The organism is Ramlibacter sp. AN1015, from assembly GCF_037726105.1.
GTDB lineage: Bacteria > Pseudomonadota > Gammaproteobacteria > Burkholderiales > Burkholderiaceae_C > Ramlibacter.
Window position 1 is genome coordinate 214,793 of the sequence record NZ_JBBJUM010000008.1, and the last position, 13,512, is coordinate 228,304.

The 13,512-nt window shown below is 69.5% G+C and carries 12 protein-coding genes and 1 tRNA gene; 5 read left to right on the forward strand and 8 right to left on the reverse strand.

What is annotated here, in order from left to right; genetic code table 11:
- Positions 1-112 precede the first annotated feature (112 nt).
- The 5 genes from WG922_RS14655 to WG922_RS14675 all read right to left on the reverse strand — a co-directional run bounded on the left by WG922_RS14655 (position 113) and on the right by WG922_RS14675 (position 4,407).
- Positions 113-1,090 carry a ribose-phosphate pyrophosphokinase gene (locus WG922_RS14655; protein WP_340283452.1) on the reverse strand — a complete coding sequence of 326 codons (978 nt, stop codon included), beginning with the start codon at positions 1,088-1,090 and terminating at the stop codon, positions 113-115.
- Positions 1,091-1,170: 80 nt separating this feature from the next.
- Positions 1,171-1,247 (reverse strand) — tRNA-Gln (locus WG922_RS14660).
- Positions 1,248-1,277: 30 nt separating this feature from the next.
- Positions 1,278-2,123 (reverse strand): 4-(cytidine 5'-diphospho)-2-C-methyl-D-erythritol kinase, encoded by an 846-nt coding sequence (ispE, locus tag WG922_RS14665; RefSeq protein WP_340283453.1) that lies wholly within the window; start codon positions 2,121-2,123, stop codon positions 1,278-1,280.
- Complete coding sequence (locus WG922_RS14670; RefSeq protein ID WP_340283454.1) at positions 2,120-2,647, reverse strand: lipoprotein insertase outer membrane protein LolB; 528 nt, start codon at positions 2,645-2,647, stop codon at positions 2,120-2,122. The genes ispE and WG922_RS14670 overlap by 4 nt, the downstream gene beginning before the upstream one ends.
- On the reverse strand, positions 2,644-4,407 hold the full coding sequence (locus tag WG922_RS14675) for a tetratricopeptide repeat protein (protein WP_340283455.1): 1,764 nt from the start codon (positions 4,405-4,407) through the stop codon (positions 2,644-2,646). Before WG922_RS14675 ends, WG922_RS14670 begins: the two co-directional genes overlap by 4 nt.
- Before the next feature lie 30 nt (positions 4,408-4,437).
- Between WG922_RS14675 and mutM the strand changes: the two genes are divergently transcribed.
- The 4 genes from mutM (at position 4,438) to mutY (ending at position 8,766) form a co-directional block, all read left to right on the forward strand.
- Complete coding sequence (gene mutM, locus WG922_RS14680; protein ID WP_340283456.1) at positions 4,438-5,250, forward strand: bifunctional DNA-formamidopyrimidine glycosylase/DNA-(apurinic or apyrimidinic site) lyase; 813 nt, start codon at positions 4,438-4,440, stop codon at positions 5,248-5,250.
- A gap of 94 nt (positions 5,251-5,344) precedes the next feature.
- Positions 5,345-5,713 (forward strand): type III secretion system chaperone, encoded by a 369-nt coding sequence (locus WG922_RS14685; protein ID WP_340283457.1) that lies wholly within the window; start codon positions 5,345-5,347, stop codon positions 5,711-5,713.
- A gap of 45 nt (positions 5,714-5,758) precedes the next feature.
- Positions 5,759-7,726, forward strand: a complete 1,968-nt coding sequence (locus tag WG922_RS14690) for a dynamin family protein (protein WP_340283458.1) — start codon at positions 5,759-5,761, stop codon at positions 7,724-7,726.
- Positions 7,723-8,766: an A/G-specific adenine glycosylase gene (mutY, locus tag WG922_RS14695; RefSeq protein ID WP_340283459.1), complete on the forward strand. Its 1,044-nt coding sequence runs from the start codon at positions 7,723-7,725 to the stop codon at positions 8,764-8,766. Before WG922_RS14690 ends, mutY begins: the two co-directional genes overlap by 4 nt.
- Positions 8,767-8,945: 179 nt before the next feature.
- On the opposite strand, the gene rapZ is transcribed toward mutY, so the two are convergent.
- From rapZ to WG922_RS14710, 3 genes are read right to left on the reverse strand one after another with little or no spacing between them, the layout of a single operon-like run.
- Positions 8,946-9,839, reverse strand: coding sequence for an RNase adapter RapZ (gene rapZ, locus WG922_RS14700; RefSeq protein ID WP_340283460.1), 894 nt, complete (start codon positions 9,837-9,839; stop codon positions 8,946-8,948).
- Positions 9,840-9,861: 22 nt separating this feature from the next.
- Positions 9,862-11,523: a DNA repair protein RecN gene (gene recN / locus WG922_RS14705; protein WP_340283461.1), complete on the reverse strand. Its 1,662-nt coding sequence runs from the start codon at positions 11,521-11,523 to the stop codon at positions 9,862-9,864.
- Entirely contained in the window at positions 11,520-12,416 is an 897-nt protein-coding gene (locus WG922_RS14710; RefSeq protein ID WP_340283462.1) for an NAD kinase, read from the reverse strand. The genes recN and WG922_RS14710 overlap by 4 nt, the downstream gene beginning before the upstream one ends.
- A 44-nt stretch (positions 12,417-12,460) precedes the next feature.
- Between WG922_RS14710 and hrcA the strand changes: the two genes are divergently transcribed.
- A complete protein-coding gene (gene hrcA, locus WG922_RS14715; RefSeq protein WP_340283463.1) occupies positions 12,461-13,468 on the forward strand; it encodes a heat-inducible transcriptional repressor HrcA in 1,008 nt (335 codons plus the stop codon).
- Positions 13,469-13,512: the final 44 nt, after the last annotated feature.

Here is a 13,512-nt window from a genome sequence, read left to right on the forward strand (position 1 = left end):
CGCTGCGTTTCGATGCGCAGCGGACGACCGCTGCGGTGAAAGATCCGGAGCCCACCGCGACCAGTGTGACTCCGGACGGATGGAGCCCGCCTTCACGGCAGGCTCCGCGGCCTCAGAACAGGTTGTCCTGCTCCGAGAACAGACTCATGACCGACTCGCCCTTGGCGATGCGCTGGATCGTTTCGGCGATCAGTGGCGCCACCGTCAGCTGGCGGATCTTGCTGCACGCGCGCGCGCCGTCGCTCAGGGGAATGGTGTTGGTCACGACCACTTCATCGAGCGCCGCACCTTGCGAAATGCGCTCGATGGCCGGGCCCGAGAAGATCGGGTGCGTGCAGTAGGCGTAGACCTTCTTCGCGCCGCGCTCCTTGAGCACTTCTGCGGCCTTCACCAGCGTGCCGGCGGTGTCGATCATGTCGTCCATGATCACGCAGTTGCGCCCGTCGATCTCGCCGATGACGTGCATGACCTCGCTCACGTTGGCCTTCGGGCGGCGCTTGTCGATGATCGCGAGGTCGCAGCCCAGTTGCTTGGCCAGGGCGCGTGCACGAACCACGCCGCCCACGTCGGGCGACACCACGATCAGGTCGGAGTAGTTCTGCTGGCGCAGGTCGGACAGCAGCACGGGCGAGGCGTAGATGTTGTCGACCGGAATGTCGAAGAAGCCCTGGATCTGGTCGGCGTGCAGATCCATGGTGAGCACGCGGGAGACGCCGACGGTCTGCAGCAGGTCCGCCACGACCTTGGCGGAAATCGGCACGCGCGAGGAGCGGGGGCGGCGGTCCTGGCGGGCATAGCCGTAGTAGGGGAGCACCGCGCTGATCCGTTCGGCGGACGCCCGCTTGAGGGCATCGACCATGATCAGCAGTTCCATCAGGCTGTCGTTGGTCGGGGCGCAGGTGGACTGGATCACGAAGACGTCGCGGGCGCGCACGTTGGTGTTGATCTCTACGGTGACCTCGCCGTCCGAGAAGCGCCCCACCGTGGCCGCGCCCAGCGAGATGCCGAGGTGGCGCGCGATCTCCGCAGCAAGGCCAGGATTGGCGTTGCCCGTGAAGACCATGAAATCAGGGGTATGTGCAGCCTGCATGAGCGTAGCCAGCGATCTGGATGGTGTGTGCCTGTACGACGGGCCGTGCAACACGCCGCGTGTTGCCTTGCATGAGCATTTGGCAGGGGAGGAAGGACTCGAACCCTCGCATGCCGGAATCAAAATCCGGTGCCTTGACCAACTTGGCGACTCCCCTACACAGGTTGACGGCCGTTGAGCCGCCCACCTAAATGTCGCTGGATGTCCAACCCGCCAGGGGATGAACCTCCAAATTGCTGCAAACCCTGAACTGCCACCCCGCTGGCGGGGCTGTGGGCGCATGGCCCTCGGGCAACCGCGCGAACACCGCGCTTCCCGAACCGGTCATCCGACCTTGCAACCCTTGCGAACCCAGCCAATCCAAGGCCTGGGTCACACCAGGGCAAAGCCTTTGGGCAACCGGCTGCAGATCGTTGCGACCGAAGTCGTAGGGCGATGCAGCAAAGCCCGAGAGTATAGCAGCGTCGGTGGATCGATTGAGCTGAGCGTCCGAAAAGATCGCGGAGGTCTCGAGCCCCTGAGATGGCCGCACCACCAGGAAGCGGGCCGCAGGCAGCGAGATCGGGCTGATCCTCTCGCCGATGCCTTCCACCCACGCATTGCGCCCACGCAGGAAAAAGGGAACGTCAGCCCCCAGACCCAGCCCGATGCGCTCGAGCGCGGCGCCGCTCAGATCGAGCTTCCAGAGGCGGTTCAGCGCCAGCAGGCAACTCGCCGCATCCGAAGAGCCGCCGCCCATGCCGGCTTGCGCCGGCACGCGCTTGTCGATGGCGATGTGCACGCCCAGTGCGCAACCTGTGGCACTGCGCAGCGCGTGTGCCGCGCGCAGGCAGAGATCGTCCGGAGGGAGGGGAGCGCCCAGATCTTCGCGGCTGACGCCTCCTTCGAGCCGCAAGTCGAAGTGCAGCAGGTCGTGCCAGTCGATCAGCATGAAGGCCGACTGCAGGAGGTGGTAGCCGTCCGGACGGCGTCCGGTGACATGCAGGAAAAGGTTCAGCTTGGCCGGTGCCGGAACGTCGTACAAGGCCTTCACGGCGTATCCAGCACGATGCGCAGCTGTGCGGATGGCCCCGGTTCTCGGCGGCGGGCGAGCAGCCGGCCACGCTCGCGGCCCGACAGGTCCGCCTCCCAGCCGGCGACGCGTGTATCGACGCCGCGCAGCCAGTCGAACAGGGCCTCGATCGGCACGGAAGCGCCCAAGGCATGGCTCACCACCGCCTCGAGCGAGGCGAACCCCTGCGGCGGCCTGCCTTCCTCGCGCAGCACTGCCAGGCCCGGCGCCCAGCTCAGTACCGCGGCCGTGTTGCCAAGCGGTGTGAAGAGCGCGAGCTCGCCCCGTTCGACCGAGCCGCGCAGATCGAACGCGGCAGAAAAGGCCTGCGGTGGATCGGCCTGCACCTGCAGGGCCAGCCGGCCGCTCCAGCGTGGGACGGCACTCTCCTCGTAGCGGCTGGTGCGCGGCAGCGGCGCGCAGCCCGCGAGGGCCGCCAGCACGGCGAGGGCCGCACTGCGCCGGCCCAGGCGCACGCAGGACGCGGGCGACCCGAAACGCATCATGGGGCGACCTGGAAACGCCTGAGCGTCTCCACGAGCGTCGCGTTCTCGCGGTCGAGCAGCAGCCCTTCCTTCCAGATGTCCCGGGCGCGCTGGCGCTGCCCGGTAGACCAGAGCACCTCGCCGAAGTGGGCTGCGATCTCCGCATCCGGCCGCTGGCGATAGGCCTGCTCCAGCAGGCGCAAGGCTTCGGCGCTGTTGCCCATGCGGTACTCGACCCACGCCAGGCTGTCGGTGATGAAGGGGTCTCCGGGCGCCATGTCGAGCGCCTTCTGGATCAGCCGCTTGGCCTCGGGCAGGCGCACGTTGCGCTCGGCCATCGAATAGCCGAGCGCGTTGTAGGCATGGTGGAAGTCGGGCTTGCGCTCGATCACGCGACGCAGCAGGCGCTCGGCTTCGAGGTGATCGCCCTGCTTCTCGGCGATCAGGGCCCAGTCGTACAACAGCTCGGCGTCGTCGGGGTTCTTTGCGCTGGCCTGCTCCAGCAACTGGCGAGCCTGTGGGTAAGCCTTGTTGTCGCGCAGCAGCTGAACCTCGGCCATCAGCTTCATGCGGGCATCCTCCGGGTTGCGCTCGGGCAGCGCCTGCAGCAGTTTGCGACCTTCTTCGAGCTTGCCCTGCTGCGCGAGGATGGACGCGCGCCGGGCCTGTGCGCTCACGAGGTCGCGGGCGTTCTCGATCCGGTCCAGCCACGCAGCCGCCCGCGTGAGATCGCCACGCTTCTCGGCGATCTGCGACAGCGCCAGGAACGCCTGCGAACGCCCGCGGCTGCGGTCGGCAGCGTCACGCCGCTTCTCGATGAGATCGAGATAGCGCAGCAGCGAAGCCTCGCCCGCGGCCAGCCGGTTGTCCTGGACTTGCAGCAGGCCATGCACCAGCCAGGCCTCGGCCAGCTCGGGCTTTTCGGTCGTCACGCGCTGCAGCTGCTCCTGCGCGTCGGCCAGGCGCTGTGCGTCCAGCAGAACGCGGGCGTAGGCCATGCGCAATTCCGGCAGCGGAGCGTCGCCGGCGAGATACCGCCGCACCATCGCCTCGGCCTGCGGCGTGCGTGGCTCGATCAGTTCGAGCGCCAGCAGCGCGGCGGCTTCCGATGCCGGGTTCGCCGCATGCGCGCTCTGCGCAGCCGCCAGCGCGCTTGCCCTGTCGCCGGCGGCCAGGCGCATGCGGCCCACCACCGTCCAGGCGTCGGAGCGGCTCTCGGGCTGTACGAGCGCCTCGGCCAACGCCTGTTCCACCACCTGCGCGGCCTGCTTCTTGTCACTGGCGCGCGCGTACAGGCGCGGAACCGATGCAAGCACCGACTCGCGCTCGGCCGGTGGCGCCATCGCGAGTTCGGCTTTCAGCGGCGCCAGCGTCTCCGCGGTGCGGTTCAGGGCCAGCAGGATCTGCAGCGTGAAGCGGTTTGCCTCGCGGGAGTCGGGGCGGGCCTGCTTCCAGGCGCGAGCGGCCTGCAGTGCCGACTCTCCGGCTCGTGCCTGCAGTGCGATGTCCACTGCGCGGCGGTACAGCTGCGGGTCGTCTGTTTTGCGGGCTGCATCGAGCACCAGGGAAAAGCCCAGGCCGGGGTCATCCGAGCGCGCGCTGAGCTCACCGAGCAGCAGCTGGTAGAAGAGCTCGGCCGACAATCCGGTGTCCGGTCCGCGGTCTGGCGGCTGGGCCGCAGCAGAGGGCCTGCCTGCAGGAGAGCGGGCCTGCGCCACGGCGGCGGGCGCCGTCATGCACAAGGCCAGGGCGAGGGCCGCGACGGGGGCAAGGGAGATCATTCGGGCCATCATAATCGGCCCCCTTCGCCCATGCCCGAGCTCCCCGAAGTCGAAGTCACCCGCCTGAGTTTCGCCGACCGCATCGCCGGCGCGCGCGTCCTCGGGGTGCGCGTCGGCAAACCCTTGCGGTGGGCGCTGGGGTGCGATCCCCAGGTGCTGGTGGGGCGCTCGGTACTCGGCGTGCGCCGGCGCGGGAAATACCTTCTGCTCGATCTGGACGAAGGCGTGCTGCTGCTGCACCTGGGCATGTCGGGCAGCCTCAGTTTCCAGCCGATCCAGCCCGGGCCGGGCCCGCATGATCACTTCGACCTCGATACCAGCCGGGGCGTGCTGCGCCTGAACGACCCCCGCCGCTTCGGCGCGGCCGTCTACGCCGCCTCCGACAGCTCGCCAGAGGCGCACAAGCTGCTCGGGCGATTGGGCGTCGAGCCGCTCGGCGAAGCGTTCGACGTGCACGCGTTCCACCTCGGCTTGCGCCGGCGCCATGCGCCCATCAAGCAGGTGCTGCTGGCCGGCGACGTGGTGGTCGGGGTGGGAAACATCTATGCCTCGGAAGCCCTCTTCATCGCAGGCATCCGCCCGACCACGCGCGCTTCGCGCATCGGCTTCGGGCGGGCGGCGCGGCTGCACGCGGCCGTGCGCGAAGTCCTTGCCCGGGCAGTCCTCAAGGGCGGCAGCACGCTGCGCGACTTCTCCAACGCCCACGGCGAGTCGGGCTACTTCCAGCTGGAGGCGATGGTGTACGACCGTGAAGGCGAGCCGTGCCGCGTGTGCGGCCGCCCGATCCGCATGATCCGGCAAGGCCAGCGGGCCACCTATTTCTGCCCGCAGTGCCAGCGCTGAGCACGCCCGGCGGCTTGCCCCTGCGCCTGCCCGGGTGCTAGATTTGCGCGCATCGCGTAGTCCGAAAGTGCGCATCACGGGACCAGGAGGCGGCATGCAGTTCAACGTGTTGATCCGGCAGCTGGCCGAGCGCCTGAAGTTGCCGGCGCTGGTGGTCGGTCCGGACGGTCGCTGCGCGATTCGCTTCGACGATGTGGTGGTGCGCTTCAGCCACGCGCCCGCGGCCGACGCCTTTGACCTGAGCGCGCGCATCGGCGCGGTCGATCTCGGCGATCCGGAAGTGGTGGATGCGCTCGAAGCGCTGCGCGAGAGCTCTGCGGCTGCATGCTGGGACAGCTCGGGCCAGGTGAGCCTGCGTCAGCGGTTCTGGCTGGCGGCGCTGTCCCTGCCGCACTTCGTGCGCGCCCTCGAGCGTTTCGTCGATCAGACGGAGCACTGGCGCAGGCGCCTGGGTGCTCGCTAGCTCATCAACCCGGTGCTATATTCACCCGCGACCCGAGCAGCACCCGTGGGTACCACCTTTTCCAGCCACCTCGACCAGCACGGCGCATGGCGCCGCGACTTCGCCGCGCGCCTCAAGCAGCTGGCCGACTGGATGCGCGAGCAGGACCTGCTCGACGACTCCCTCGCAGAGCGCCTGCGCAACCTCGAACAGCAGGTCCGCACCGACAAGGTGATGCTGGCCTTCGTCGCCGAGTTCTCGCGCGGCAAGTCCGAGCTGATCAACGCCATCTTCTTCGCCAGCTACAAGCGGCGCATCATGCCGGCCAGCGCCGGGCGCACGACGATGTGCCCGACCGAGCTCGGATGGGACGCGGAACTGCCGGCCTGCCTGCGCCTGCTGCCCATCGAGACGCGGCTGCACCCGCAGGCACTGTCGGAATGGCGGCTGCTGTCCGACGCGTGGGAGCAGTTGCCGCTGGATGCCAAGGATCCGGCGCAGCTGGCCGCGGCGCTGCAGAAGGTGGTCGAGGTGCGCCACGTCACCCAGGACGAGGCCCGTGCCCTCGGTTTCTGGCACGACGACGCACCGCAGGACAACCCCCGCGTGGACGCCGACGGGCTGGTCGAAGTGCCGCGCTGGCGCCACGCGCTCATCAACCTCGCCCATCCGCTGCTCAAGCAGGGGCTGGTGATCCTCGACACCCCCGGCCTGAACGCAATCGGCGCCGAGCCCGAACTCACCGTCAACCTGCTGCCGCAGGCGCATGCGGTGGTGTTCATCCTCGCCGCCGATGCCGGCGTGACCCGCTCCGACCTGGCCATCTGGCGCGAGCATCTCGCCGTGGGCGCCGACGCCAGCGACACGCGGCTGGTGGTCCTGAACAAGATCGACACGCTCTGGGACGCGCTCAGCACGCCCGAGCAGGTGCAGGCCCAGATCGACCGCCAGCGCGCCACGTCGGCCGACATCCTCGGCCTCCCGGCGTCGTGCGTGATCCCCGTGTCCGCGCAGAAGGGCCTGGTCGCCAAGGTCACCAACGACACCGAGCTGCTGATGGCCAGCAACCTGCCAGCTCTCGAGCTGGCGCTGGCCCAGGGCACCCTGAGCCATCGGCAGCGCATCCTGCGCGGCGCGGTGGCCTCCGGCATGGCGGATCTGCGCACTGCCTCTGCGCATGCGCTGCACGCGCGCCGCCGCGAACTGGCCGAGCAGATGGTCGAGCTCAAGGGCCTGCGCGGGAAGAACACCGCCGTCATCCGGCACATGCAGGCGCGCATCGAGCAGGAGCAGCGTGACTTCAGCGCCAGCGCCGCGAGAATCCACGCCATCCGGTCGATCCACCTGAAGCTGCTGCGCGAGCTTCTCGAGGTCCTCGGGTCGGCGCATCTGCGCACCGAGATGGCCGAGCTGACCGCCGCCCTGCGCCAGCCGGGCATCAAGCTGGGTGTGCGTGGCGCCTATGCGCAGACCTTCCAGCGCCTGCGGGCGAACGTCGTGCGCGCGCGCTCCATGGGCGCCGAGATCCACTCCATGCTCGAAAGCGCGTTCCAGCAGTTGAACACCGAGCACGGCTTCTCGCTGCAGGTGCCCAAAGAGCCCGGGCTGGAGCGCTTCGGCGCAGACCTGGATCTGGTCGAGCGCAGCCACATGCAGTACCTGGGCGTGGGCAACGTGCTGCGCATGGCGCAGCCTGCATTCGCCGAGCGTGTGGTGCGGGCTCTCACCGCTCGGCTGCGCGCGCTGCACGAGGGTGCGCTCGGCGAAGTGGAGGCATGGAACAAATCGGCGGCGGCACAGCTCGATGCGCAGCTGCGCGAGCGCCGCCGCAACTTCACCCGTCGTCTCGAAGCCGTCGAGCGCATCGAGCAGGCAGCCGCGGGCCTGGACGAGCGCATCTCCGAAATCGCGGCCCAGGAGACGCGGCTGGAGGCCGTGAGCCGCCGCCTGGCCGAGCTCACGTCCGAGCTGCTGGACAGCTCACGCTCCGCGCATCCCGACGCCGCGCAACAGGCGCTCCAGAAGACCGCATGAGAGCAAGCCTGGCCGGCTTCGCCGGCCGCGTCGTCGAGTGGCAGGCCCGCCATGGCCGCAGCGGGCTGCCTTGGCAGGCCACGCGCGATCCGTACCGCGTGTGGCTCTCCGAAGTCATGCTGCAGCAGACGCAGGTGAGCACCGTGCTCGGCTACTACGAGCGTTTCCTGCAGCGATTCCCGCGCGTCGAAGATCTCGCGGCGGCGCCGCTGGACGACGTGCTCGCACTCTGGAGCGGCCTGGGCTACTACAGCCGTGCGCGCAACCTGCACGCCTGTGCGCAGCAGGTCGCGCGCGAGCACGGCGGCGTCTTCCCGCGCTCTGCCCTGGCATTGCAGGCTCTGCCCGGGATCGGGCGGTCCACGGCGGCGGCCATCGCGGCCTTCTGCTTCGGCGAGCGCGTCGCCATCCTCGACGCAAACGTCAAGCGCGTGCTCACCCGCGTGCTCGCATTCGATGAGGACATCGCAGTGGCGGCCCACGAGCGCCGGCTCTGGGAAGCCGCGCAGCAGATGCTGCCCGGGCGCGGCGACGACATGCCCGGCTATACGCAGGGCCTGATGGACCTCGGAGCCACCGTGTGCAGCGTCCGCCGCCCCGAGTGCCCGCAGTGCCCCGCGCAGGCGCTGTGCGCGGCCCATGCCGCCGCAACCCAGGAGCACTATCCGAAGCGAACGCGCGTGGTGCGCCGGCGCGCCGAGTCGCTGTGGCTGCTGCATGCGCGGCGCGCCGACGGGGCCGTCTGGCTGCACCGCAGGCCCGATCGGGGGGTGTGGGCGGGCCTGTACTGCCTGCCCGCCTTCGCGTCGTTCGACGATCTGCGCCAGGCGGTGACGGGAGACACGGCCGCACTGGAGGAGGGTGCAGCCTTCGTGCATGCGCTCACGCACAAGGAGCTGCACCTGCACCCGGTCAGTCTGCGGGTCGCCGCGGATGCACAGGCCACCCCGGCAGGCGCGGGGCAGTGGTGGGAAGCGGACCGCTGGACCTCTCTCGGTCTGCCGGCGCCGGTGCGGCGTTTTCTGCTCGCCGCGCCCTGAGCACGGCGCCTCGGGTGCTCAAGCCGCCGGGGACGCATGACCCGCACGCGGGAATTTCGATGGGACGGTGACAGGCGGTGCGCGCGGTGGCCGCGATGCCTGCCTTGCCGTGTCGCTGGGCAAGAGCCTGCCGCACGACCTGTACCGCAGCAGGGTGCGGCCCGCATAGCGCTGCCTCGTCAGTGCGACGCCAGTTCGCGGTGCCGCTTGAGGGTGGTCCAGCGGGTGCCGAAGGTGGCGGCGAGTTGTTCGACCAGATAGACCGAGCGGTGCTGCCCGCCGGTGCAGCCTACGGCCACGGTCACGTAGCTGCGCTGGTTCCTGGCGAGCGCCGGAAGCCAGCGCTCAAGGAAACCGCGGATGTGCGCGAGCATCTGCTGCACCTCGTCGCGTGCGGCCAGGTAGTCGATGACGGGCTGGTCGCGGCCGGTCAGCGGCTGCAACTCCGGCTCGTAGTGGGGGTTGGGCAGCATGCGGACGTCGAAGACGTAGTCGGCGTCCACCGGCACGCCGCGCTTGAAGGCGAAGGACTCGAACACCAGGGTGAGCTGGCTGTCGGCGGCCGCAACCAGTGAACGCACGTGCGCCTGCAGCTGTGCCGAGCGGATCGCGCTGGTGTCGATCACCAGCGCCTGCTCGCGCAGATCGGCCAGTAATTCGCGCTCGAGTTCGATGGCTTCCACCAGCGCGTGTTGCACATCAGGGCTGGCCGGCGCGGCGCCGGTGAGGCGCTCGCGCATGCCGGAGAGCGGGTGCCGCCGGCGAGTCTCCGAGAACCGACGCACCAGCGTGTCGGTGGTGGAGTCGAGAAAGATGGAGCGCAGCCCGACCCCGCGCGTGCGCAGCTCCCGCAGCTGCGCCGGCACCTGCGGCAGCGACTGCGCGCTTCGCACGTCCATCGCAATGGCCACGTGCCGCGCCTCGATCTGCTGCTCGAGGGCAACGAAGGACAGCAGCAGCTCGGGCGGCAGGTTATCGACGCAGTAGTACCCGGCGTCTTCCAGCGCGCGCAGCGCCACCGACTTGCCCGAGCCGGACATCCCGGTGATCAGGACCAGCTCCAGGCGGCTCATGGGACGGCCTTCGTGCGCCGATTCATGGCGCCGACCTGGCAGCTTCGCCCAGCATTTCCTTGGCATGGGCGAGCGTGGTCCCGGAGAGCCGCTCGCCCGCGAGCATGCGCGCGACTTCGGCGACCCGCTGCTCGTTCGCGACCGGCGTCACCGAGCTGGCCGTGCCCTGCGCGTCGGCCTTCTTGGCCACCACCAGGTGGTGGTCGGCGCAGGCGGCCACCTGGGGCAGGTGGGTGACGGCGAGCACCTGGCGATCGCGCCCCAGCTGCTTCATGAGCCGGCCGACCGTTTCGGCCACCGCGCCGCCGACGCCGGCATCCACCTCGTCGAAGATCAGCGTCTGCGCACTGCCAAGCTGGCTGGTGGTCACCGCGATCGCCAGCGCGATCCGAGAGAGCTCGCCGCCGGAGGCCACCTTGCCGACCGGACGCGGCGTGCTGCCGGCATGCCCGGCCACGAGAAATGCGACCTCCTCCAGGCCTGAGGCGGCGGGCTGCGCAGCGGCCTCGAGCGCCACCTCGAAGCGGCCGCCCTGCATGCCCATGCCCTGCATGGCCTGGGTGATGGCCTGCGCCAGCTTGGGCGCCGCCTTGGCGCGCGCCTTCGAAACCTGCCGCGCTTGCGTGAGGTAGGCCTGGTGGGCCGCATGGTCGGCGGCCTCCAGGGCCGCGAGGTCGGCCGCGGCGTCCAGGCGGGCGAGTTCGTCCTTCCAGCCTGCCAGCACCTCCGGCAGCTCGGCCGGTGCGCGGCGGAAACGCCGTGCCAGAGACACCCACAGAGACAGGCGCTCGTCCAGCTCGGCCAGCCGCTGCGGATCGAGTTCGGTGCGGCGCAGCCACGCGTGCAGCGAATGCGCTGCGTCCTCGGCCTGCGCCAGGCTGGACGCCACGATGTCGGCGAGCGCCCGGAACTCGGGCTCGAGTTGCTGCTGCGATTCGAGCGTCGATTGCGCGCGGGCCAGCAGGCTGGTGGCGCCGCCTTCCTCGCCCTCAAGGCCCTCCAGCGCCTGCCGCGCGGCGTCTATGAGGCTCTGTGCGTGGGCCAGACGGGTGTGGCTCGTGTTGAGTTCGTCCCACTCGCCGGCGCCCGGGGCCAGCTTCTCGACTTCGGCGATCTGCCAGCTCAGGCGCTCGCGCTCGCGCTGCAGCGAATCCTGTGCGGTGCGGGCGTCGCCCAGCGCCTTCTGTGCGGCACGCCAGGCCTGCCACGCCTGCGCGAGCGGCTGCGCGTCGATGCCGGCATAGCCGTCGAGCAGACCGCGCACCGCCTCGGGCCGGGTGAGGCTCTGCCACGCGTGCTGCCCGTGGATATCGACCAGCCGGTCGCCTACCTCGCGCAACTGGCCCGCGGTGGCTGCGCTGCCGTTGATCCACGCGCGGCTCTTGCCCTGGCTGTCGATCGTGCGACGTAGCAGCAGCGTGTCGGCCTGCTCGAAGCCGGCTTCGTCGAGCCAGGGCTGCAGGCTCGCGGGCAGGTCGAACTCTGCGCTGATCTCGGTGCGCGTGGCGCCTTCGCGCACCGCGCCGGCGTCGGCCCGGGCGCCGAGGACCAGCTGCAACGCATCGATGAGGATGGATTTGCCGGCGCCGGTCTCGCCTGTGAGCACGGTGAAGCCGCCGGCGAAATCGAGTTCGAGTGCGCGCACGATCACGAAGTCGCGCAACGCGATCCTGCGCAGGCTCATGTGCCGCCTCCGTACCAGTGCAGCTTGGCGCGCAGCGTGTCGAAGTAGCTCCAGCCGCGCGGGTGCAGGAAGCGCACCTGGTGCTGCGACCGGCAGACCGTCACGCGGTCGCCGTGCAGCAGCGACGCGAGCGACTGCATGTCGAAGTTGGCGCTGGCGTCGCGCCCCGCCACCAGCTCGATCGTGACCTCGCCGGCGTCGTTGAGCACGATGGGCCGGTTCGACAACGTGTGCGGCGCGATCGGCACGAGCACCCAGCCGGGATTGGACGGGTGCAGCAGCGGCCCGCCCGCAGAGAGCGCGTAGGCGGTGGAGCCGGTGGGTGAGGCCACGATCAAGCCGTCGGAGCGCTGGTTCGCGACGAAGTGGCCATCGACCTCGACGCGCAGCTCGACCATGCCCGAGGTGGCGCCGCGGTTCACGACCACGTCGTTCATGGCCAGCGCCTCGTAGACGCACTCGCCCTCGCGGATCACGCGCGCGTGCATCAGGCGGCGGCAGTCTTCTTCGTGTTCGCCGCGCAACATGGGCGGCAGGACCGCACGCCAGTCGTCCAGCGGAATGTCGGTGATGAAGCCGAGGCGGCCCTGGTTGATGCCGATCAGCGGGATGTTGTAGGCGGCCAGCTGGCGGCCGATGCCCAGCATGGTGCCGTCGCCACCCACCACCAGGCACAGGTCACAGGCGCGGCCGATCGCGGGCACATCCAGGCTGGGGTGGTCGTGCACCCCGGCATGCGCTGCCGTCTCACGCTCGATGGCGACTTCACAGCCTTGCGCCACCAGGAACTGGGCAATATCCTCGAGCGCGGCGCGCGGAGTTCCACTGCCACCACCCGCCACGGACGCGGGGTATTTGCCGATCAGTGCGACGTGGCGGAATAAAGAACTCATTCACAAAGATTACATCATTAAAATTCGGCAGGAACCCGCTGAAGATGCTCGATGACCGTGCCAAGTTGTTGTTGAAAGCCCTGGTCGAGCGCTATATCGCCGAGGGTCAACCCGTGGGCTCGCGCACCCTGTCGCGCGCCTCGGGTCTGGAGCTGTCGCCGGCCACCATCCGCAACGTGATGTCCGACCTGGAGGAGCTGGGGCTGATCGCCAGCCCGCACACCTCCGCCGGTCGGGTGCCCACCGCCCGCGGCTACCGGCTCTTCGTGGACACCATGCTCACCGTCCAGCGCGACCAGCTGCCCGCCGCCAGCCTCGCACCCGACCAGCCGCAGCGGGTGATCACCAACGCGGCCAACCTGCTGTCCAACCTGTCGCACTTCGTGGGCGTCGTCATGGCGCCGCGCCGCACCTCGGTCTTCCGGCACATCGAGTTTCTGCGGCTCTCCGAGCGGCGCTACCTGGTCATCATCGTCTCGCCCGACGGTGACGTGCAGAACCGGGTGGTCTTCACCGAGGTCGATTACAACCAGCAGCAGCTGGTCGAGGCCGCCAACTTCCTCAACGCCCACTACGCCGGCCTTGCCATCGAGCAGGTGCGCGAGCGACTCAAGGGCGAGGTCGATACCCTGCGCGGCGAAATCGCGAAACTGATGCAGACCGCGGTAGACGCCAGTTCCGAAGCCATGAGCCAGGCCCAGGACGAGGTGGTCATCTCCGGCGAGCGCAACCTGCTGTCCGTGAGCGACTTCTCCAGCGACATGAGCCAGCTGCGCCGCGCGTTCGACCTGTTCGAGCAGAAGACGCAGCTCATGCGCCTGCTGGACATCTCCAGCCAGGCCGAGGGCGTGCGCATCTTCATCGGCGGCGAAAGCCAGGTCGTGCCGTTCGAAGAGCTGTCCATCGTCAGCGCACCGTACGAGGTCGATGGCCAGGTGGTCGGCACGCTGGGCGTCATCGGCCCCACCCGCATGCCCTATGACCGCATGATCCACATCGTCGATATCACGTCGAAGCTGGTGAGCAACGCGCTGAGCCACAACAAGCAGTAGCGAGAGAGCTCCCGGGTCGCGGTCCGTCGCGCTCGACGGCGCTG